This is a genomic window from Bradyrhizobium sp. LMG 9283 (assembly GCF_045571415.1).
Lineage (GTDB): Bacteria > Pseudomonadota > Alphaproteobacteria > Rhizobiales > Xanthobacteraceae > Bradyrhizobium.
This window is the reverse complement of record NZ_CP120691.1, coordinates 6,263,977-6,282,845: the sequence shown is the minus strand read 5'-3', so window position 1 is coordinate 6,282,845 and position 18,869 is coordinate 6,263,977. Positions and strand designations below refer to the sequence as shown.

General features: G+C 65.4%; 16 protein-coding genes. 11 read left to right on the top strand and 5 right to left on the bottom strand.

The window, feature by feature from the left end; all coding sequences use genetic code 11:
• Nucleotides 1-215: 215 nt before the first annotated feature.
• Genes P6U29_RS29580 through P6U29_RS29565 form a run of 4 tightly spaced genes read left to right on the top strand, consistent with a single transcriptional unit; the run spans nucleotide 216 to nucleotide 6,124 of the window.
• On the top strand, nucleotides 216-1,979 hold the full coding sequence (locus tag P6U29_RS29580; protein WP_407113892.1) for an ABC transporter ATP-binding protein: 1,764 nt from the start codon (nucleotides 216-218) through the stop codon (nucleotides 1,977-1,979).
• A gap of 58 nt (nucleotides 1,980-2,037) precedes the next feature.
• Entirely contained in the window at nucleotides 2,038-4,242 is a 2,205-nt protein-coding gene (locus P6U29_RS29575) for a glycogen debranching N-terminal domain-containing protein (protein WP_407113891.1), read from the top strand.
• 23 nt (nucleotides 4,243-4,265) lie between these two features.
• Entirely contained in the window at nucleotides 4,266-4,787 is a 522-nt protein-coding gene (locus P6U29_RS29570; protein WP_407113890.1) for a PRC-barrel domain-containing protein, read from the top strand.
• 23 nt (nucleotides 4,788-4,810) lie between these two features.
• The gene (locus P6U29_RS29565) at nucleotides 4,811-6,124 is read left to right on the top strand and encodes an MFS transporter (protein ID WP_407113889.1); all 1,314 of its coding nucleotides are present in this window, start codon (nucleotides 4,811-4,813) and stop codon (nucleotides 6,122-6,124) included.
• Nucleotides 6,125-6,164: 40 nt separating this feature from the next.
• Here P6U29_RS29565 and P6U29_RS29560 read toward each other — a convergent pair whose 3' ends face one another.
• From P6U29_RS29560 to P6U29_RS29550, 3 genes are all read right to left on the bottom strand, one after another.
• Nucleotides 6,165-6,863, bottom strand: coding sequence for a helix-turn-helix domain-containing protein (locus tag P6U29_RS29560; protein ID WP_407113888.1), 699 nt, complete (start codon nucleotides 6,861-6,863; stop codon nucleotides 6,165-6,167).
• 303 nt (nucleotides 6,864-7,166) lie between these two features.
• The gene (locus P6U29_RS29555) at nucleotides 7,167-8,369 is read right to left on the bottom strand and encodes an MFS transporter (RefSeq protein WP_407113887.1); all 1,203 of its coding nucleotides are present in this window, start codon (nucleotides 8,367-8,369) and stop codon (nucleotides 7,167-7,169) included.
• Between the two features lie 104 nt (nucleotides 8,370-8,473).
• Nucleotides 8,474-8,953, bottom strand: a complete 480-nt coding sequence (locus P6U29_RS29550) for a cupin domain-containing protein (protein ID WP_407113886.1) — start codon at nucleotides 8,951-8,953, stop codon at nucleotides 8,474-8,476.
• A gap of 12 nt (nucleotides 8,954-8,965) precedes the next feature.
• Between P6U29_RS29550 and P6U29_RS29545 the strand changes: the two genes are divergently transcribed.
• Nucleotides 8,966-9,475: a hypothetical protein gene (locus tag P6U29_RS29545; RefSeq protein ID WP_407113885.1), complete on the top strand. Its 510-nt coding sequence runs from the start codon at nucleotides 8,966-8,968 to the stop codon at nucleotides 9,473-9,475.
• An 81-nt stretch (nucleotides 9,476-9,556) separates the two neighbouring features.
• Entirely contained in the window at nucleotides 9,557-10,273 is a 717-nt protein-coding gene (locus P6U29_RS29540) for a peroxiredoxin-like family protein (protein WP_407113884.1), read from the top strand.
• Nucleotides 10,274-10,526: 253 nt separating this feature from the next.
• Here P6U29_RS29540 and P6U29_RS29535 read toward each other — a convergent pair whose 3' ends face one another.
• Nucleotides 10,527-11,414 (bottom strand): LysR family transcriptional regulator, encoded by an 888-nt coding sequence (locus P6U29_RS29535; RefSeq protein ID WP_407113883.1) that lies wholly within the window; start codon nucleotides 11,412-11,414, stop codon nucleotides 10,527-10,529.
• A gap of 182 nt (nucleotides 11,415-11,596) precedes the next feature.
• On the opposite strand from P6U29_RS29535, the gene P6U29_RS29530 reads away from it, so the two are divergent.
• The 3 genes from P6U29_RS29530 to P6U29_RS29520 all read left to right on the top strand — a co-directional run bounded on the left by P6U29_RS29530 (nucleotide 11,597) and on the right by P6U29_RS29520 (nucleotide 14,697).
• Nucleotides 11,597-12,421 carry a 3-hydroxybutyrate dehydrogenase gene (locus P6U29_RS29530; RefSeq protein ID WP_407113882.1) on the top strand — a complete coding sequence of 275 codons (825 nt, stop codon included), beginning with the start codon at nucleotides 11,597-11,599 and terminating at the stop codon, nucleotides 12,419-12,421.
• A gap of 85 nt (nucleotides 12,422-12,506) precedes the next feature.
• The gene (locus P6U29_RS29525; protein ID WP_407113881.1) at nucleotides 12,507-13,655 is read left to right on the top strand and encodes a patatin-like phospholipase family protein; all 1,149 of its coding nucleotides are present in this window, start codon (nucleotides 12,507-12,509) and stop codon (nucleotides 13,653-13,655) included.
• 91 nt (nucleotides 13,656-13,746) lie between these two features.
• On the top strand, nucleotides 13,747-14,697 hold the full coding sequence (locus P6U29_RS29520; protein WP_407113880.1) for an oxygenase MpaB family protein: 951 nt from the start codon (nucleotides 13,747-13,749) through the stop codon (nucleotides 14,695-14,697).
• 138 nt (nucleotides 14,698-14,835) lie between these two features.
• On the opposite strand, the gene glgA is transcribed toward P6U29_RS29520, so the two are convergent.
• Nucleotides 14,836-16,251 (bottom strand): glycogen synthase GlgA, encoded by a 1,416-nt coding sequence (gene glgA, locus P6U29_RS29515; RefSeq protein WP_407113879.1) that lies wholly within the window; start codon nucleotides 16,249-16,251, stop codon nucleotides 14,836-14,838.
• A gap of 181 nt (nucleotides 16,252-16,432) precedes the next feature.
• Between glgA and P6U29_RS29510 the strand changes: the two genes are divergently transcribed.
• Nucleotides 16,433-17,629 (top strand): CaiB/BaiF CoA transferase family protein, encoded by a 1,197-nt coding sequence (locus tag P6U29_RS29510; protein WP_407113878.1) that lies wholly within the window; start codon nucleotides 16,433-16,435, stop codon nucleotides 17,627-17,629.
• Between the two features lie 147 nt (nucleotides 17,630-17,776).
• Nucleotides 17,777-18,844 (top strand): alcohol dehydrogenase, encoded by a 1,068-nt coding sequence (locus P6U29_RS29505; RefSeq protein ID WP_407113877.1) that lies wholly within the window; start codon nucleotides 17,777-17,779, stop codon nucleotides 18,842-18,844.
• The last annotated feature ends 25 nt before the right edge of the window (nucleotides 18,845-18,869 follow it).

The window sequence follows — 18,869 nt, the reverse complement described above, 5'->3', positions numbered from 1 at the left end:
TGCCAGCCAAGGGAACGTTCCCGCACCTGCGAAGTTCCTTCTCCCAAACGTTACATATTCGACACGTCGGGGGATCGTCGCGATGCTGCCACTACATCTTCGCAGATCGTCCGCATCCGCATGTCGTGATGAGCTTGCCCGGGAACCGAGGCGAAGTGGTCGATGTTCACTCGACCAGTGACGAAACGAAATCAGCATAACGGGGCGATAGCCATATGGATCAGCTTTCTGGATACGCGCGCAGGCCATTTGCCTTTGTCTTGCGCTACCTCCGGCGTCGTCTCGCGTCGCATTTGCTAATCCTGACTGCGGTCGTGGCGGCTGTTGCCTGCTCCGTGGGTACCCAGTATGGCGTCAAATCCCTGGTCGACAGCTTGTCCGCCGGACCATCACATGGTGGCAGCGTATGGCTGGCATTCATTTTACTCATGTCGCTGATCACGGCCGACAACTTCCTGTGGCGGATCGCGAGCTGGACCGCGAGCTTCACCTTCGTTCGTGTCACGGGTGACTTACGCCGTGACATATTTCGTCATCTGACCGGACATGCGCCGAGCTACTTCTCGGACCGGATGCCGGGCATGCTGACGAGCCGCATCACGGCGACGTCGAACGCGGTGTTCACCGTCGAAAACATGTTTGTCTGGAACGTGCTGCCGCCCTGCATTGCCACAATTGCGGCAATTGCCTTGATTGGAACCGTCAGCCCCTACATGGCGCTCGGGCTGATCGTGATCGCCGGCGGCATGGTCATTGCCATGTTTCGTCTGGCTGCGGCCGGCAAGCCGCTGCATGACGATTTCGCCGACAAGGCCGCGGTGGTCGATGGCGAAATGATCGACGTCATCAGCAACATGCCGCTGGTGCGCGCCTTCTGCGGCATCAGCCACGAGCATGAGCGGTTCGATGCGACGGTGAACCGCGAGCTCACCGCGCGCGGCCGGAGCCTGCGCTATCTGGAGAAGCTGCGGCTGACGCATGCCGGCGTGACCGTGCTGCTGACGGTGGCGCTGATGGCCTGGGCGATCACGCTCTGGCAGAAGGGGGAGGCGACCACCGGCGATGTCGTGCTGGTCTGCACGCTCGGTCTCTCCATCCTCAACGCGACGCGCGATCTCGCTGTGGCGCTGGTCGACGTCACGCAGCACGTCGCGCGCCTGACCGAGGCGATCGCCACGCTGCTGGTGCCGCACGAGCTGCGCGATCACCCCGAGGCCGAGCCGCTGGTGAAGAGCGGCGCCGCGATCGCGTTCAACAACGTCACCTTCGGCTATCCCGGCGGCGAGAAGATCTTCGAGCGGTTCAGCCTGCGCCTCCAGCCCGGCCAGCGGGTCGGACTGGTCGGGCAGTCCGGCGGCGGCAAATCGACGCTGTTCACGCTGCTCCAGCGCTTCTACGACGTCGACGATGGCAGTATCACCGTCGACGGCCAGGACATCTCGAAGGTGACGCAGCTGAGCCTGCGCGAGGCGATTTCCGTCGTGCCGCAGGACATTTCCTTGTTTCATCGCTCGATTCGCGAGAACATCCGCTATGGCCGGCCGAACGCGACCGACGACGAGGTGCTGCGCGCGGCGATCGCGGCGCGCTGCGATTTCGTCGAGAGCCTGCCTGACGGCCTCGACACCATGGTCGGCGACCGCGGTGTGAAGATGTCCGGCGGCCAGCGCCAGCGCATTGCCATCGCGCGCGCATTCCTGAAGGATGCGCCGATCCTGCTGCTGGACGAGGCGACTGCCGCTCTCGACAGCGAATCCGAGGAGGCGATCCGCGAGGCGCTGTCGCGCCTGATGCGCGGCCGCACAGTGATCGCGATCGCGCATCGCCTGGCGACGCTGCGCAATTTTGATCGCGTGGTGGTGCTCAAGGCCGGTAAGATCATCGAGGACGGTGCGCCCGACCGGCTGATGCAGGGTCACGGTCCCTACCGTGAGCTGGTGACGCAGGAGATGAACCGGCTCGCGAAGGTCGCCGCGTAGGTCCAGCCGTCTCGTTCGCGTTGGTTGCGTTTCGAATCAAGGCGCAGGGGAGCAGCTCATGGCAGCCGAAACCGTAACCCAGATCGTTTCCATATCGCACGCGACCGAAGCCGTCGCGGAGCAGACGTTCTACATTCCGATGACGGGGCCCGCCGCCCGGCCGCGGCGATCCCTCAAGCATGACGACACCTTCATCGTGCTCGACAGCCATGGCGACATCGGCGCTTCGGCGGGCGGGCCGGACGGTCTGTTTCACTGCGACACGCGCTATCTGGCGCGGCTGGAGCTCGTGCTCGACGACCTCCAGCCGCTGCTGCTCGGCTCGAATTTGCGCGACGACAATTCGGCGTTGACCGTCGATCTCACCAATCCCGACATCTACCGCCAAGGCCGCCTGTTGTTGCAAAAGGATCTGCTGCACATCGTCCGCACGATCTTCCTGTGGCGCGGTGCCGCCTATCAGCGCATTGGCGTGCAGAACCACGGCGACGCGCGCGCCATCTTCGAGCTGACGCTGCTGTTCGACAATGACTTTGCCGATCTGTTCGAGGTGCGCGGCGAGCGGCGCCCGCGCCGCGGGACCGGCACGAGCCGCCTGTTGGGTCCGACCGACGTGCTGTTCGAGTATCGCGGCCTCGACGACGCCGAGCGCACCACCGGCCTGCATTTCGACCCGCGTCCCACCCGGCTGTCCGTGAATGCCGCGACCTGGCAGCTCGAGCTCGATCCGCACCAGGCCAAATCGCTGTTCGTCGCCGTCTCCTGCAACCGGCCGGTGACGGAACGGCCGGCGCGGTTCTTTCCGGGTCTGCTGGCGCACCGCCGCGAGATGCGGCAGTCAACCATGGGCGCCGCCAGCATCGAGACCTCCAACAACATCTTCAACGAGGTGCTGTGCCAGGCCATGGCCGACCTCAACATGCTGATGACCGAGACACCGCAGGGGCGGTACCCCTACGCCGGCATTCCCTGGTACTCGACGACGTTCGGACGCGACGGCCTCATCACCGCGCTCCAGATGCTCTGGGTCGACCCGCGCGTCGCCAAGGGCGTCTTGCGCCGGCTCGCGCATTTCCAGGCCACGGCGATCGATCCGTTCGCGGACGCCGCGCCCGGAAAGATCCTGCACGAGATGCGCGGCGGCGAAATGGCGGCGCTCGGCGAGGTGCCGTTCGCGCATTATTACGGCAGTGTCGATTCGACCGCGCTGTTCGTGCTGCTCGCGGGCAGCTATTTCGAGCGCACCGGCGACGAGGCCACCTTGATCGAGCTGTGGCCGGCGATCGAGGCGGGCCTTGCCTGGATCGACGGTCCCGGCGATCCCGACCAGGACGGCTTCATCGAATACCAGCGTGCGACCGAGAAGGGGCTGGCCAACCAGGGCTGGAAGGATTCCTACGACGCCATCTTCCATGCCGACGGCCGACTTGCAGAGGGCAATATCGCGCTCGCGGAAGTGCAGGGCTACGTCTATGCGGCCAAGCAGCTCGCCGCGCGTTGCGCGCTGCGGCTCGGCAAGCCGGACCGCGTGCGCAAGCTCGAGACCGAGGCCAGGGCGCTCGCCGAGCGCTTCGAGAAGGCGTTCTGGTGCGAGGAGCTCGGCACCTATGCGCTCGCGCTCGACGGCAAGAAGCGGCCCTGCAAGGTCAGGACCTCGAACGCCGGGCAGGTCCTGTTCAGCGGCATGATCCGCGAGGACCGCGCGCGCCTCGTCGCTGCCGACCTGATGCGGCCGCATTTCTTCTCGGGCTGGGGCATCCGCACCGTCGCGCAAGGCGAGGTGCGCTACAACCCGATGTCCTATCATGACGGGTCGATCTGGCCGCACGACAATGCGCTGATCGCGCTCGGGCTCGCGCGCTACGGCCTCAAGCATTCGGTGGCGCATGTCTTCAAGGGCCTGTTCGATGCCGCGACCTACATGGATCTGCGCCGGTTGCCGGAATTGTTCTGCGGCTTCCGGCGCGAGAAACGGCGCGGCCCGACGCTCTATCCGGTCGCCTGCGCGCCGCAGGCCTGGGCCAGCGCGACGCCGTTCACGCTGCTGGAGGCGGCGCTCGGCCTCGAGTTCGACGTGGCGCGCGGCGAGATTCGCCTCCGCAATCCGCATCTGCCGGCGTTCCTCAACGAGGTGATCCTGCGCGATCTGCGTCTGCGCGAGTCCAGCGTCGATCTTCGCGTCAGCCGCCACGGCGACGACGTGGCGCTGGAGGTGATGCGCACACGCGGCCAGATCCAGGTCTCGATCGTGCTGGCGCGCTAGCGGTGCGTCGTGAGGAGGGTGTCATGCGTGCGATCGGAGCGTTAATCCTGGGCCTGGCGATCGTGGTCGCTCTGACGGTCGCACCGTCGCGCGCCGCGGAGGATCAGCCCGCAGGCCAGAATGAAGCGAATGCGCCGTCGACGGCACAACCGCCGGCCTCGACCGTTCCGGTGACGCCCAAGGACGCCGCGCCGCCCCCCTCGGTGACCATCATCGGTGCGAGCGAGGCCCACGGCGTGCTCGGCCGCGACGTTCGCAGCGCCGCCGGCGAGGACATGGGCCGCATCGTCGACGTCATCGTCGATCGTACCGGTCATGTCCGCGCCGCGGCGATCGATTTCGGCGGCTTCCTCGGCGTCGGCAGCCGCAAGATCGTGGTGGACTGGAACGCGCTGCGCTTCGGCAAGATCGCCAACAAGAAGGACAGCATCACGTTGGAACTGACCAAGGCGCAGGTCGCGGCCGCGCCGGAATACAAGGAGGATACGCCGATCGTCGTGCTCGGCGCGTCCGGCAGCCTTCAGCCGCTGCAAGCGATCCAGTGAGGTGCAGGGAGGGCTGACCGCCCGTGCTGTTGTCGAGGAAGCCGAACCATGCAGATCGCGGCGGCCGCGTCGAGCAGGACAACGTCGTTGCGCCATCGGCTGCAGGCATTCCGGCGCCGTCGCGCCAGAGCCTGCGCGGCCTCGACTGGTTCATCTTCTTCCTCGCCGATGTGCAGACCGGATTCGGTCCCTTCATCGCGGTCTATCTGACGACGCAGAAATGGACCCAGGTCGAGATCGGCCTCGTGCTGTCGATCGGCGGCATCGTCGCCCTGATCGGCCAGATGCCCGGCGGCGCGATCATCGATGCCGCGAAATCGGAGCGTCTCGTCGCCGCCCTCGCGATCGCGACCATCGGTACTTGCGCGCTGGCCTATGCCGCCATGCCGATCTTCCCCGTCGTGGTGACCGCCGCCACGCTGCATGCGATGGCGAGCTGCGTGCTCGGGCCCGCGATTGCGGCGATCAGCCTCGGCCTCGTCGGCCCGCTCGCGATCGGCGAGCGGCTCGGCCGTAACGCGCGCTTCGCCTCGCTGGGCAATGGCGTCGCGGCGGCGGTGATGGGCACCGCGGGCTATCTCCTGTCGAGCCGCTCGGTCTTCCTGGTCACCTTCCTGCTCGCGATCCCGACCCTGATCGCGCTGTCGCGCATCCGCGAGGATGAGGTCGACATCAGGCGCTGTCATGGTGAGATGCCGCCCGAAGCCGCCGATCGCGGCGACACCAATATCTGGCACCTGATCCGGCAGCGTCCTCTCATCGTCTTCGCACTCAGCGTGCTGTTGTTGCAGCTCGCGAACGCCGCGATGATGCCGCTGATGGCGAGCGCGGTAACGGCGCGGTCGAGCCAATGGGCAACGGTGCTCGTCGCCTTTTGCATCGTCGTTCCCCAGGCGATCGTGGCGCTGCTGTCGCCGACAGTTGGGCGCAAGGCGCAGCTCTGGGGCCGGCGGCCCCTGCTGCTGATCGGATTCGGGGCGCTGGCGGTTCGTGGCCTCTTGTTTGCGACCGTGCGCGATCCGTATCTCCTGGTGCTCGTGCAAGTGTTCGACGGCATTACCGCGGCGGTATTCGCGGTGATGATCCCGCTGATCGTCGCCGACGTCGCCTTTGGCACGGGGCATTTCAACTTGGCGCAGGGGATCGTCGGCACCGCAACGGGCATCGGCGCGTCGTTGAGCACGGTGCTTGGCGGCTATGTCAGCGACAAGTTCGGCAATGCCACGGCGTTCATCGGGCTGTCCGGCGTTGCCGCGGCGGGGCTCTTGCTCATTTTCTTTGTGATGCCGGAGACACGGCGCACGGGCCTGGTCGCCACAAAAGAAATGGCCGGCTGAACGAGCCGGCCAAAGTGGGTGGGAGGAGGTCGTCAGAAAATCAGGCGCCTAGATTGTGCAGGCGCTGGCTGTTGCGCAGCACGATCTGGCGGGCGCCGGAGAAACCGAGAATGCCCTGGGCGTGAAGCTGCGACAGTGCGCGCGACACGGTTTCGAGGGTGAGGCCGAGATAGTCGCCGATGTCGCGGTGGCACATCGGCAGCGCCATCATGCCGGCAACGGCAAGACGGCGGTCCATTTCGAGCAGGAAGGTCGCAACACGCTCCATCGCGGTCTTGCGGCCGAGCAGCAGCATGTGGTCCTCGGCATGGCGAAGGTCACTGGCGGTCATCGCCCAGAGCTTGCGGGCAACCTGCACGTCGATGCCAGCGGCCTTCTCGAGGCTCGCGCGCTTCACGAGGCGCACGCTGGTGTCGATAATGGCTTCTGCGGCGAGGCGGTGAGTGGAACCGGATTCGAGACCGAACACGTCGCCGGGGAGATGGAAAGCGCCGATCTGACGGCGACCGTCGGAGAGAAGCTTGTAGCTGCGCACCGCGCCGGTGACGACCTGATAAACATATTCGGCCGGCTCGTCCTCGCCATAGATCTCCTCGTCCTTGCCGTAGGAGAACTCGGTGGCGACCAGGCCGACATGGCCCGTGATCGCGCCGAACCGATCAGTAACGGGATGGGCAGGGGCAATCTTGCCACCGATTTGGGTGTTGATCGCCTGGGTGTTGATTGTCTGGGTCAGCATCTGCGCCATCTCCGTTGTGATGGAGCACTGCTACGCTGGATCGCGCAATCCGGAAATTCCGCGCGTTATCTTGGGGAAGTTTACCTATGTAGAGTCCCGTCGGTCACACCCGGGGACGGTCCTGGATGGTGTGACGGATGTGCCTGAGCGGTTTTCGTCGAGAAGCGGCTTCAAACCACATCTTTCACCCCCGCCGCGGCAGCGCTGCCAAGATATTCTCATCCGGATAGCCGGTGATCAGAATCACGGGGACCTCGCCGCCATCGCCGATGACCAGCCGCCGCAGGAAGCTCCAGTCAAGCGCTAGGGCTTCAGGACGAAGGTGAGCAGGGCCGCCAGCGCGAGGGCGACGCCGACGCCGGTGACGCAGGCCTGCCAGCCGAAGCTGTCGAACAGCCGGCCGAGTACGGCCGTGCCGACGAGCCCGCCGCAGAAGTAGCACGCAAGATAGGTCCCGCTGGCGATGCCGCGGTTGTCGGTTGCCGCCTGTCCGACGAAGCCCGTCGCGGCGGCCTGTGCGAAGAATGTGCCGACGCCGACCAGCACCATGCCGGCGAGCACTTCGGCCAGATGCGGCGCCAGCATCAGCGGCGGGCCGAGCCCGGCAACGGCGAGCGCCCCCCAGATCGTGGGCCGCGTTCCCAGCCGCGCGGCCACCTTGCCGGCCAGAAGCGTCGTGACGATAGAGGGCAGGAAGACGAAATAGACGAGGCCCAGATCCATCATACCGAGCGACAGCGGCGGCCTGACCAGCACGAAATTGACGAAGGTGAAGGTGCCGATGAAGGCGAACAGAATGCAGAAGCCGATGCCGAAGGCTGCTCGCAGCTGCGGATTGCGCCAATTCGCGATGGTGGCGGCAAGCGGCGAATCCGCCGGCATCATCGCGTGCATCGGCTGCACGCGTCCGATGGTGAAATAGACCAGCACCGCGCCGGCCAGGTTCAGCGCTGCGAAGAAATAGAAATTCCAGGCGAGGCCGAGGCCGTCCGCGACTGCCGCCGAGATCAGCCGGCCGACGAGGTTGCTGGCGACATTGCCGGTGATGTAGGCGGCAAACGCACTGCCGGCGTCGGTGGCGCTGCATTGCTCGCCGAGATAAGCGAGAGTGAGCGCGAAGGCGGACGCCATGCAGAGGCCCTGCGTGACCCGCAGGGCGGTGAAGACGGCAAGATTGGGCGCGGACGCCAGCAGGCTGGTGGGGATCGCAAGAAGTGCCAGGCTGAGCAGGATGCCGGTCCGCCGGTCGATATGCGGGCTGAAGAAGCCGACGACGAGACCGGCGACTGCCATTCCGAAGGTGCTGGCGTTGACGGCAAAACCCATCGCTGCGGGGGTGACGCCGTAGTGTCGCGTGAGCGAAGGCAGGATCGCCTGCGTCGCGAAGAGGTCAACGACGGTCAGGAAGGCGGTGAGGCCGATGATGAGCGAGCGGAGGATGAGTCCCGGGGAATGCTCGTCTATCGTCATCGCGCTTGGCTTGATGCGCGCAGAAAGATCGGTCATGGCGTGATTGCCCTGTGAGGAATGTGGCGCCCGACATGCGGATGGCATCGGGGATTCCCGGGCGCCACATCCGGTAACGAGTGCGCTGGGGCTGGGTGCCCTCGTTACATATGATGGTCGTTCGGATCCTTGTGGACGTCGCCGACATAGAGGATGACCGTCTCCTTGCCGAGGTTCTTCCACCAATGCGAGGTGCCGTAGACCTCGGGACGGATGTCGCCGGCCTTGTGCACGATCGGATCGACGCAGTTGGAGGCGTATTCGACGATCTCGCCCTGCTGCACGAAGATCAGGGCGGGGCGGTCGTCATGGCTGTGCCAGGGCACGATGCCGCCGGGCTCGATGGTCAGCTTGCGGAAGCGCAGCTCGCGGCCCTCGATATGGGCGGGCTGCTTGCCGAGGTCGATCGCCCCGAGCGTGACGTCGGTGACGCCGACCGGCTTATAGTCGACCATCTGTTGTGCGTTCGGCTTGATCTTGCCGGCCGGACATTCGCCGGCGAAAACCGGTGTGGCAAATGTCAGCGCCCCGAGAACGGCAACGCCTGTCCAAACCACGCGCGACATTATGTGATGCCTAGACATGGGAACTCTCCTGTGTTGGCCGCAACCGTGGTGGTCGCCGGCTATGGCAGGAGCTTCGTCGAGACCGCGTCGATGTTGAAATGCCGGCTCGCTTTCGATGCGATAGCCCGGCGCTATGCCGATAGGCCGCGGCTATCGAACCGATTGGGCATCGGCATTTCCGCCTCCGGGGGATCTGGCGTCCGATGGCAGGGCGCCCGATTGGCGGGCGTTCACGTCAATCCGGAGGAGCATCTCATGACGAAAGTGTCCAAGACCCTGATCTTTACCGCGGCCTTCGCGGTGATCGCCACGTCGGCCTTCTCGGAAGCGGCCTGGGATTTGAAGGCCGGCATGGCCTATGTCTATGGCGGGCCCGGCAAGATGTCGGCGATGGCGATGGCCCCGGCCGAGAAGAACCACGAGGCCATGATGAAGAACGCCAAGAAGGTGCCCGACAACACCGTCTTCTTCATGGACAAGGGCACGCTGTACTCAACGTCAGGGCGGCTCGATCCCACCGGCAATTTCTACGTGAACTGAATCAGCCCTTCCGTAACGGCCGCCCCTTGCGGGCGGCCGGACCATGAAACTAATATTCGTCCCTAACGCCGGAGCAGGAAGATGACGTCTCTCTCGCCAGCCGACGCCGAACAGCTCAGGCTCGCCTTCCAGCGCTGCCGCGACATGGACGGCACGCTGAACGAACAGCTCCGCGCCTACGCCGATGCCAGCCGCAAGGTCTTTCCCGCCTATGGTGAGGCGGTCGATCGCCTCGTGGCGCGATTGGACGGGAACGGCGGTGGCGAGATCGCGCCGCGGCCGGGCGATCCGATGCCGCCGTTCATGTTGCCTGACGAGGGCGGGCGGCTCGTGACGCTGCCCGCGCTGCTGCAGCGCGGCCCCGTCGCGGTGATGTTCTTCCGCGGCCATTGGTGTCCCTACTGCCGGCTCAATGTCCGCGCCGTGGTCCAGGCGCTGGACCGCATCGAGGCCATGGGCGCGCACATCGTCGCGATCATGCCGGAGACGCAGGAATATACGAGGCAGGTCAAGGCCGACTCCGGCGCGCCATTTCCTATCCTGACCGATCTCGACAACGGTTATGCGCTGTCGCTCAATCTCGCGATCTGGCTCGGCGCCGAAATCCAGAGCCTGTTGTCCTATCAGGACATGGCGAAATTCCACGGCAATGACGGCTGGATGCTACCAATCCCGGCCGTGTTCGTGGTTGGGCGCGACGGACTGGTGAAGGCTCGCTTCGTCGACCCCGATTTTCGCAAACGCATGGAAATCGACGATCTCGTCGAGGTGCTGGAGAACGCGAGCCGGGAGAACTGAGCACGCTTTCTTCCCTTCTCCCCTTGTTGTGGGAGAAGGTGGCGTAGGCGGCCTTTGGCCGCCGTTCTCAAAGAACGCCGAAGCGAAGCTTCGGCTATGGCGCCGGATGAGGGGTATCTATCCGCGTGCACTGATGCTCGCGGAGACAACCCTCACCCAAGCGAGTATGTGTCTACCAGCGTCGCTGCCCTCTCCCACAAGGGGCGAGGGCACAGCAATGCGCATCTCGCTTGCGGCGAAATCGCTTGCTCTGCTACCCCGCGATCTCCCGCCAGTCCGCGCCGCGCAGCATCCGCATCACCGCATTGGCGACGGCCGTCCGCTGCCGGCCGGCGACGCCGTAGAGGCTGACGGTGCGGCGTGCGTCGAGCCCGGTGACTGCGGCACGTTTCAGGCTCTCCGGCACCGGCGAGGTGTGGGGCATCATGGCGATGCCAATATCGGCCTCCACCAGTTCGATCAGGTCGCGCTCGCTCGAAATCTCGTGGCCGTGATCGACGTCGATGCCGTGCTCGCGCAGGCTGGCGGAGATGCGCCTGGAATGCTCGCAATAGCTCCGGCCGAGCAATTGCTCAGCGCGCAGATCGTCCGGCTCGATCGTGTCGTGCCCGGCGAGACGGTGGCCCCGGCTGACGACGAGATCGAAGCCTTCCGTGAACAGCGGCCACACGTCGAGCCGCTCCCAGGCCTCGTCGATCTCGGCGGCGATGCCGAGCTCGGCTTCCCCCTTCTTCAGGAATTCACCGACCTCGCGGCTGGTCCCGCGCAGGAAGCGGAATTCGAGCCGGTTGAACTGCCGTTTGATCTCGCTGAGATGCGGAATGAGCAGCGCGAGGTCGATCGAATGCGTCAGCGCAATACGAAGCGCACCGATCTCTCCGCTCTTGAACGAGGAGGCGAGCGAGCGCGCGCCTACGGCGGCGTCATAGCACTGCTTCAGAAGCGGATGCATGCGCTGACCGAGCTCGGTCAGTTGCGCTGCGGGGCGTTCGCGGCGGAACAGGTCACCGCCGAGCTCGGCCTCGAGCTGCTTGATCGCGCGTGTCAGCGACGGCTGCGTCACATTGCATTCCTCGGCGGCGCGCGTGAAATTCAAGAGCTGCGCCACCGCGAGGAAATAGCGGACCTGATGCATTTCCATGGATCGGCTCCCAGCAAAATCGACCGGAAATCTAGCCGATCGGGGCGGGGAATGACATCCCGCAAGCGATAGCGCGGACGTATGGACTCGGAAGCTAACCGGCATTTCCGCAAACCCGGGTGATCCCGCACAGTTCGAGCCAGCCACGGCGCGGCGTCGCGCCCCAAGAGGAGGTCTGGATCATGAATATCCCTATCAAGACGCAGACGTCCACTTCGTCCCGCGTGCTAGCCGGCAAGGTGGCTCTCGTCACCGGGTCGACCAGCGGCATCGGCCTCGGCATTGCGCGGGCACTGGCCGCTTCCGGCGCCGACATCGTGCTCAACGGTCTCGGTGTCGCCAGCGAGATCGGCCGGACGCGCGAGCAGATCGCCGCCGAGTTCGGCGTCAAGGCAAGCTACTCGCCTGCGGATATGACGAGGCCGACATCGATCGCCGAGATGATCGCGGTGACGGTGGCCCAATCCGGCCGGCTGGACATCCTGGTCAACAACGCCGGCATCCAGCATGTCGCGCCGCTCGACCAGTTTCCGGTCGAGAAATGGGACCAGATCCTCGCGATCAACCTGTCCTCGGCCTTCCACACCACGCGGCTCGCGCTGCCGGCGATGCGGCTGAACGGCTTCGGCAGGATCATCAACATTGCCTCGGCGCACGGCTTGGTCGGCTCGCCGTTCAAGGCGGCCTATGTCGCCGCCAAGCACGGCATCATCGGTCTCACGAAGGTGACGGCGCTGGAGACCGCGGAAGAGGGCATCACCTGCAACGCGGTCTGCCCCGGCTATGTCTATACCCCGCTGGTCGAGGCCCAGATCGACGGGCAGGCGAAGGCGCACGGTATCTCACGCGATCAGGTCATCCGCGACGTTCTGCTGGCGCAGCAACCCAACAAGCGCTTTGCCACCGTCGAGGAGCTCGGCGCGCTCGCGGTGTTCCTGTCGACGGACGCGGCCGCGTCGATCACCGGCGTGGCGCTGCCGGTCGACGGCGGCTGGACCGCGCATTGAGATGAAACGGATTCGTTCGGGCCGGCGTAACAAGCTGCCGCCGATGGCGAATATTCGATCGGTGCAAGCTCACCAGGAGCGAGACATGGACGGCATGCAGGACAACACGCAGGGCAACAGCAAAGACCTGCCCGGCCAGGTCGTGCTCGTGCTTCAGGGCGGCGGTGCGCTCGGCTCCTACCAGGCCGGGGTCTACCAGGCTCTGCACGAGGCCGGCATCGAGCCGGACTGGATCATCGGCACGTCGATCGGCGCCATCAATGCAAGCTTGATTGCTGGCAACGAACCTCGCCAGCGGCTCGCGCGCCTGAAGGAATTCTGGAAGCGGATGGAGCAAAGTCCAGTGTGGAATCTGCGCTCCGCGTTTCCGGGCTTCAACGAAAAACTGGCCTATTGGTCGACCGTCACCAATGGTATTCCCGGCTTCTTTCGCCCCAATCCGCTGGCGCATGCCGGCGATTCATTTCCGCTGGGCGCCGATCACGCCGGATTCTATTCGACCGCTCCCCTTGAGAAGACCCTGCGCGAACTCGTCGATTTCAGCCTGGTCAACCGCTGCTCGCCGCGGCTGACGGTCGGCGCGGCGCATGTCCGCAGCAGCCAGATGCGCTATTTCGACAGCCGCGACGGCGAGCTGACGGTGAAGCACGTCATGGCCTCGGGCGCGTTGCCGCCGGCGTTTCCGGCGGTGCGCATCGACGGCGAGCTCTATTGGGATGGCGGCATCCTGTCCAACACGCCGACCGAGGCCGTATTTGACGACAACCCGCGCAAGGACTCGCTGATCTTCGCCGTGCATCTGTGGAATCCGGTCGGTGCCGAGCCGACGACGATGGCGGAGGTGCTCAACCGCCACAAGGACGTGCAATATTCCAGCCGGATCGCGAGCCAGATCGCCCGCCAGCAGCAGGCCCATCGCCTGCGCCACGTCATCAATCAGCTCGCCGCGCGGCTGCCCGACAGCGAGCGTGGTGACCCCGCTGTGCGCGAGCTGATGAGCTATGGTTGTCCGACCCGCATGCATGTGGTGCGCCTGCTCGCGCCGCAGCTCGACCGCGAGACCCATACCAAGGACATCGATTTCAGCCCCTCAGGCATCATGCAGCGCTGGGATGCCGGCTATGCCCACACGAGGTCCGTGCTCGCGCGAAGACCGTGGATCGGTGAGTTCGATCCGCTCGCTGGCGTGGTGCTGCACGAGCATATGGACGAGATGCCGATGGCGGCGGAATGAGAGCCTTGTTCGTCATTGCTTTGCACGACGACGATTTCGCAGGCGCGCGGTCCGGAGTATGGTGGCCGTGTCTTCGTCGCGAGGTTTGCAATTGGTCGCAGAGAAAGATCTGGGGGAGTCGCTCGATACACTGCGCGCGAACGCGGCGGGACCGGTCGCGGGCGTGTTCGGTCCGGCCTCGCTGACCTGGCGGATCGACCGCGAGGCCGTGATCTTTCTCGGCGCCGGCCGCGCGCTGCTGCTGCAGCTGGCCCATCCATGGGTGGCGGCGGCGATCGCCGAGCATTCGCGCACCCTTGCCGATCCGATCGGACGCTTCCATCGCACCTTCGATATCGTCTTTACCATGGTGTTCGGCTCGCTGGACCGGGCGCTGCTGTCGTCCCGGCAGCTGCATCGGCGTCACAGCATGATTGTCGGCGAGATGCCCGAGACCGTCGGCCCGTTCCCGGCCGGCTCGCGCTACTGCGCCAACGACATCCCCTCGCTGCGCTGGGTCCATGCGACGCTGGTCGAGACCGCGCTGATGGTGCATGATCTGGTGCTGCCGCCACTCTCGGCGGAGGAGCGCGATCGCTATTGGAGCGAGGCCAGGCTGTACGGCGCCCTGTTCGGATTGACGGGGGATGATTTGCCGGCGGACTGGTCCGGCTTCGTCGCCTACACCACGGCAATGGCGCAGTCGGAGACGCTGACCGTTAGCCCTGCGGCGCGCGAGATCGCCGCGCAGATCTTCAGCGGCGCCCGTCCGTGGTTGCGGCCACCGCGCTGGTATCGCGCGCTCGCGGCGAGGATGCTGCCGGAGCGCTTGCGCGCAGGCTTTGGTTTTGAGCTCGACGAGCGCGACATCAGAGCTGCCGACAATGCGCTGCGATGGATCAGGCGCGTCTATCCGAAACTGCCCGACCGGCTGCGCTACGTCGGTCCCTACCAGGAAGCACAAGCGCGGCTGCGAGGCGAGCCGCAGCCCGATTGGATGACACGGTGTCTCAACCGCGCCTGGATCGGACGGCCGCAGATGGACATGCGCGGGAAGGGGTGAGGTGCTTGGTGGCCGCCACAAATACCTTCATTGCGAGGAGCCCTTGCGACGAAGCAATCCAGACCGCCGCAGCGGAAAGATTCTGGATTGCTTCGCTGCGCTCGCAATGACGGAGTCTGAGGAAGCGTCGTCGCTTCCTCACACCGATGCCAGCTTCCGGTACAGCGCGCTGTAACAACCCGCTGAGATGCTCCAGGAGAACGATCGTCCCATGGCGCTGCGGCGCATGGAGTCGAGCTGGTCGTGCGCCATGAAGGCCGAGAAGGCCCGGCGGACGCCGCCGAGGAAGGATTCGCGCGAGGGTTTTGAGAACAGGAATCCGGTCTCGCCGTCAGTAATGGTCTCGGCGAGACCGCCGGTCTGGTGTCCGATCGGCAGCGAGCCGAAGCGCTGGGCGTACATCTGGCTGAGCCCGCACGGCTCGAAGCGCGACGGCATCAGCGTGAAGTCGCTGCCGGCGAAGATGCGCCGAGCCTGGGCGTCGTTGAAGCCGATCACGACCCCGATGGCGTCGGGGCGGCGACGATGGGCATCGATCAAGGCCTGCTCGAGAGCCGGCTCGCCGGAGCCGGTCACCACGATCTGCCCGCCGGCGTCGACGATCTCGTCGGCAGCCGACAGCACGAGGTCGATGCCCTTCTGGTGCACGAGCCGCGCGACGATGCCGAACATCGGGCCGCGCGAGACCGCTAAGCCAAACTGTTTGCGCACATAATCCGCATTGGCCTTCTTGCCGACCCAATCGCCGGCCCCGAACTGCTGGGCGAGCTGCGCACAGGAGCGCGGGTCCCAGCTTTCGTCGATGCCATTGAGGATGCCGGTGAGCTCGGCGGCGTCGGAGCGCAGCTGCAACAGGCCTTCCAGGCCGCAGCCGAATTCGGCCGTGGTGATCTCCCGCGCATAGGTGGCGCTGACGGTGGTGAGGTGCGAGGCGTAGACCAGCCCGGCCTTGAGGAAGGAGACCTGGTCGTAGAACTCGACGCCGTCGATGTGGAAGGAGCTCTCCGGTGCGCCGATCCGCCGCAGCGCCTCCTTTGGGAAGAGACCCTGATAGGCGAGGTTGTGAATGGTCAGGATCGACGGCAGCTTGGCGCCGCGCCAGGCAAGGTACGCCGGCACGAGCGAGGCCTGCCAGTCATTGGCATGGATCAGGTCTGCTGCCCAATTCTTGTCCAGCTTGCCCATGGCGAGCTCAGCCGCCGCCGAGGCAAAGCGCGCGAAGCGGATGTCGTTGTCGGGCCAATCGCGCCCGGACTCGTCGCCGTAAGGGTTGCCGGGCCGGTCGTAGAGCTGTGAGCACAACAGCACATAGACCGGCAGGCCATCCTTGGTCGCGGCCCGGCCGAGCGAGCAGGCCGGCATCTCAGCGAATGCGGGACAGCGGCCAACGATCTGAATATGCGTGAGTTGCTCGATGATGTCGCGATAACCGGGCAGCATGATCCGGATATCGGCAAAGGAGCGAAGGGCGCGAGGAAGAGCGGCAGAAACGGCGCCCAGTCCGCCAACGCGGACGAAGTCGTCCATCTCTGTGGTGACGAACAAGACCCTCAAGAACAGCTGCCCTCTTCCGATCCCGTTCGCTGCTATGCAAGAACGGGTCCAGTTGTCCTGGAATTCTCAAAGCCCGCTCACGCGACGCGTCTGTTCGGTAAAGACTTTCCTACTCAGCCGCCGCCCTCTAGGGTCGCCGCATCAACAACAAAGAACATTGAAGGTTCCAAAGGGCGTCGGGATGCAGCTACCAGACAAGCATGAGGGGACGACGACAAAGGCTTTCGCAGGCCGGCGGGTCCTGGATTTTTCCACCACGATCGCCGGTCCCCACTGCGCGCGCATGCTAGCCGACATGGGCGCCGAGGTCATCAAGATCGAGACCGACGGCGGGGAAACGATGCGGACCCGGCCTCCCTTGCGCAAGGGGTACAGCACCACGTTCGGCCAGCTCAATGTCGGCAAGAAGAGCGTGGTGCTCGACCTCAAGTCCGAGGACGGCAGGGAGGCGGTGCGCCGGCTGGCCGCGACCGCCGACATCCTGGTGGAGAATTTCCGCCCCGGCGTGATGCACCGGCTGCGGCTCGATTACGACAGGCTGCGTCAGGTCAACCCGAGGCTGATCTACTGCTCGATCTCCGGCTATGGCCAGACCGGCCCCTCGGCCGAGTTGCCGGCCTATGCGCCGGTGATCCATGCGGCTTCCGGCTACGACATGGCACATCTCGCGTACCAGCCGGGCCGCAACCGCCCCGACTATTGCGGCATCTACCACGCCGACGTCGTCACCGGCACCTATGGTTTTGGTGCGATTGCGTCAGCCCTCTATCAGCGCACCGTGACCGGGCTCGGCCAGCACATCGACGTCTCCATGCTGGAATCGATGCTGACCTTGACCCTGACGGAGTTGCAGAGCTCGCAATTCGCGGTGAAGCCGCCGCCGCGCCCGATGTTCGGCCCGACCGAGACGGCCAACGGCTATGTGATGATCACGGTTGCCAGCGAGAAGACGTTCCAGGCTCTGATGGGAGTGATCGGCCGCCCCGAATGGGTCTCCGATCCACGCTTTGCCACTTATGCTCCGCGCCGCGAGAACTGGGCGGAGTTGATGGATGGCGTCGAGGTCTGGTCGCGGCAGCTTTCGACCGATGCATGCCTCCTCGCGCTTGGCGCTGCCGGCGTCCCGGCCTCGGCCTATCGCACCGTGTCAGAGGCGCTGGCCGATCCGCAGCTTGCGCATCGGCAGGCGCTCTCGGAGGTGCGGGACGACGGCGGCTCGTTCCAGGTGCTCAACCTGCCGTTCCGGATGTCGGGGGCCGACACGACGCCGGCCAAGACGGTGGCCGTGCTCGGCGCGCACACGGATGCATTGCGCGAGGAGGTTGGGCTCGCCAGCGACGCGTCAATTCCGACAGGCAAAACGGCCGCGACAGGCTGAACGGCTTCGTGCCGCAAGCAATGCGGCCTTGCGCGCCGTCGGGTTGCCATCTTCGATCGCAGTCAACTAGACAGGAGCGAGTTTGTCTCGCTCCGCCGGCCATGGCATGGTGGGCGTGACAACAAGAAATATGCCGGGAGGACACCCATGAAGAGTTTCAAGGTCGCCGATTTCAAGGCGCCGCTGCAGGAGGTCGACGAGGCGACGCCGCAGCCGTCAGGCACGCAGGTGTTGATCAAGGTGAAGGCGGCCGGCGTCTGCCACAGCGATCTCCACATCTGGGAAGGCGGCTACGATCTCGGCCATGGCCGCAAGCCGCTGTCACTGAAAGACCGCGGCATCAACTTGCCGCTGACGATGGGTCATGAAACGGTCGGCGAAGTCCTGGCCTTCGGCCCCGACGTGAAGCCCACCGACCAGGGCGATCTCAGGGTTGGCGATATCGGCCTGGTCTATCCCTGGATCGGCTGCGGCAAGTGCGCGACCTGCCTTGGCGGCGACGAGAACATGTGCCTGACGCCGCGCTCGCTCGGCGTCTATTGTGACGGCGGCTATGCCGACCACATGCTGGTGCCGCATCCGCGCTATCTGCTCAACCTCAAGGGCCTCGATCCCGCGACGACCGCGCCCTATGCTTGCTCGGGCGTCACCACCTACAGCGCGCTGAAGAAGGTCGAGCAGCATTTCGACACGTCGATCGTGATGTTCGGCGCCGGCGGCCTCGGCCTGATGGCGCTGTCGCTGCTGAAGGCCATGGGCGGCAAGGGCGCGATCATGGTCGACATCGACGCGAAGAAGCGCGAAGCCGCTGAGAAAGCAGGCGCGCTGGCAACCGTCGATCCCAAGGCGCCGGATGCGCTGGAGCAGCTCGCCAAGAAGGCGGGCGGCCCGATCCGCGCTGTGATCGACCTCGTCGGCAACTCCGCCACGACGCAGCTCGGCTTCGACTGTCTCACCAAGGGCGGCAAGCTCGTCATCGTCGGCCTGTTCGGCGGCGGTGCGACCTGGGCGCTGCCGCTGATTCCGATCAAGGCCATCACGATCCAGGGCAGCTATGTCGGCAATTTGCGCGAGACGCAGGAATTGCTCGATCTCGTGCGAACGAAGAAGGTGCCGCCCATCCCGGTGACGCGGCAACCGCTCGCCAAGGCCAATGACGCGCTGTTGCAATTGCAGCAGGGCGCGGTGGTCGGCCGCACCGTGCTGATGCCGTAGATCGACGCTCTCTCCGTCGTCATTG

Coding starts and splice junctions, on each gene's coding strand:
- P6U29_RS29580 (WP_407113892.1), top strand. CDS start 216: ATGGATCAGCTTTCTGGATACGCGCGCAGGCCATTTGCCTTTGTCTTG.
- P6U29_RS29575 (WP_407113891.1), top strand. CDS start 2,038: ATGGCAGCCGAAACCGTAACCCAGATCGTTTCCATATCGCACGCGACC.
- P6U29_RS29570 (WP_407113890.1), top strand. CDS start 4,266: ATGCGTGCGATCGGAGCGTTAATCCTGGGCCTGGCGATCGTGGTCGCT.
- P6U29_RS29560 (WP_407113888.1), bottom strand. CDS start 6,863: ATGCTGACCCAGACAATCAACACCCAGGCGATCAACACCCAAATCGGT.
- P6U29_RS29555 (WP_407113887.1), bottom strand. CDS start 8,369: ATGACCGATCTTTCTGCGCGCATCAAGCCAAGCGCGATGACGATAGAC.
- P6U29_RS29550 (WP_407113886.1), bottom strand. CDS start 8,953: ATGTCTAGGCATCACATAATGTCGCGCGTGGTTTGGACAGGCGTTGCC.
- P6U29_RS29540 (WP_407113884.1), top strand. CDS start 9,557: ATGACGTCTCTCTCGCCAGCCGACGCCGAACAGCTCAGGCTCGCCTTC.
- P6U29_RS29535 (WP_407113883.1), bottom strand. CDS start 11,414: ATGGAAATGCATCAGGTCCGCTATTTCCTCGCGGTGGCGCAGCTCTTG.
- P6U29_RS29530 (WP_407113882.1), top strand. CDS start 11,597: ATGAATATCCCTATCAAGACGCAGACGTCCACTTCGTCCCGCGTGCTA.
- P6U29_RS29525 (WP_407113881.1), top strand. CDS start 12,507: ATGGACGGCATGCAGGACAACACGCAGGGCAACAGCAAAGACCTGCCC.
- P6U29_RS29510 (WP_407113878.1), top strand. CDS start 16,433: ATGCAGCTACCAGACAAGCATGAGGGGACGACGACAAAGGCTTTCGCA.
- P6U29_RS29505 (WP_407113877.1), top strand. CDS start 17,777: ATGAAGAGTTTCAAGGTCGCCGATTTCAAGGCGCCGCTGCAGGAGGTC.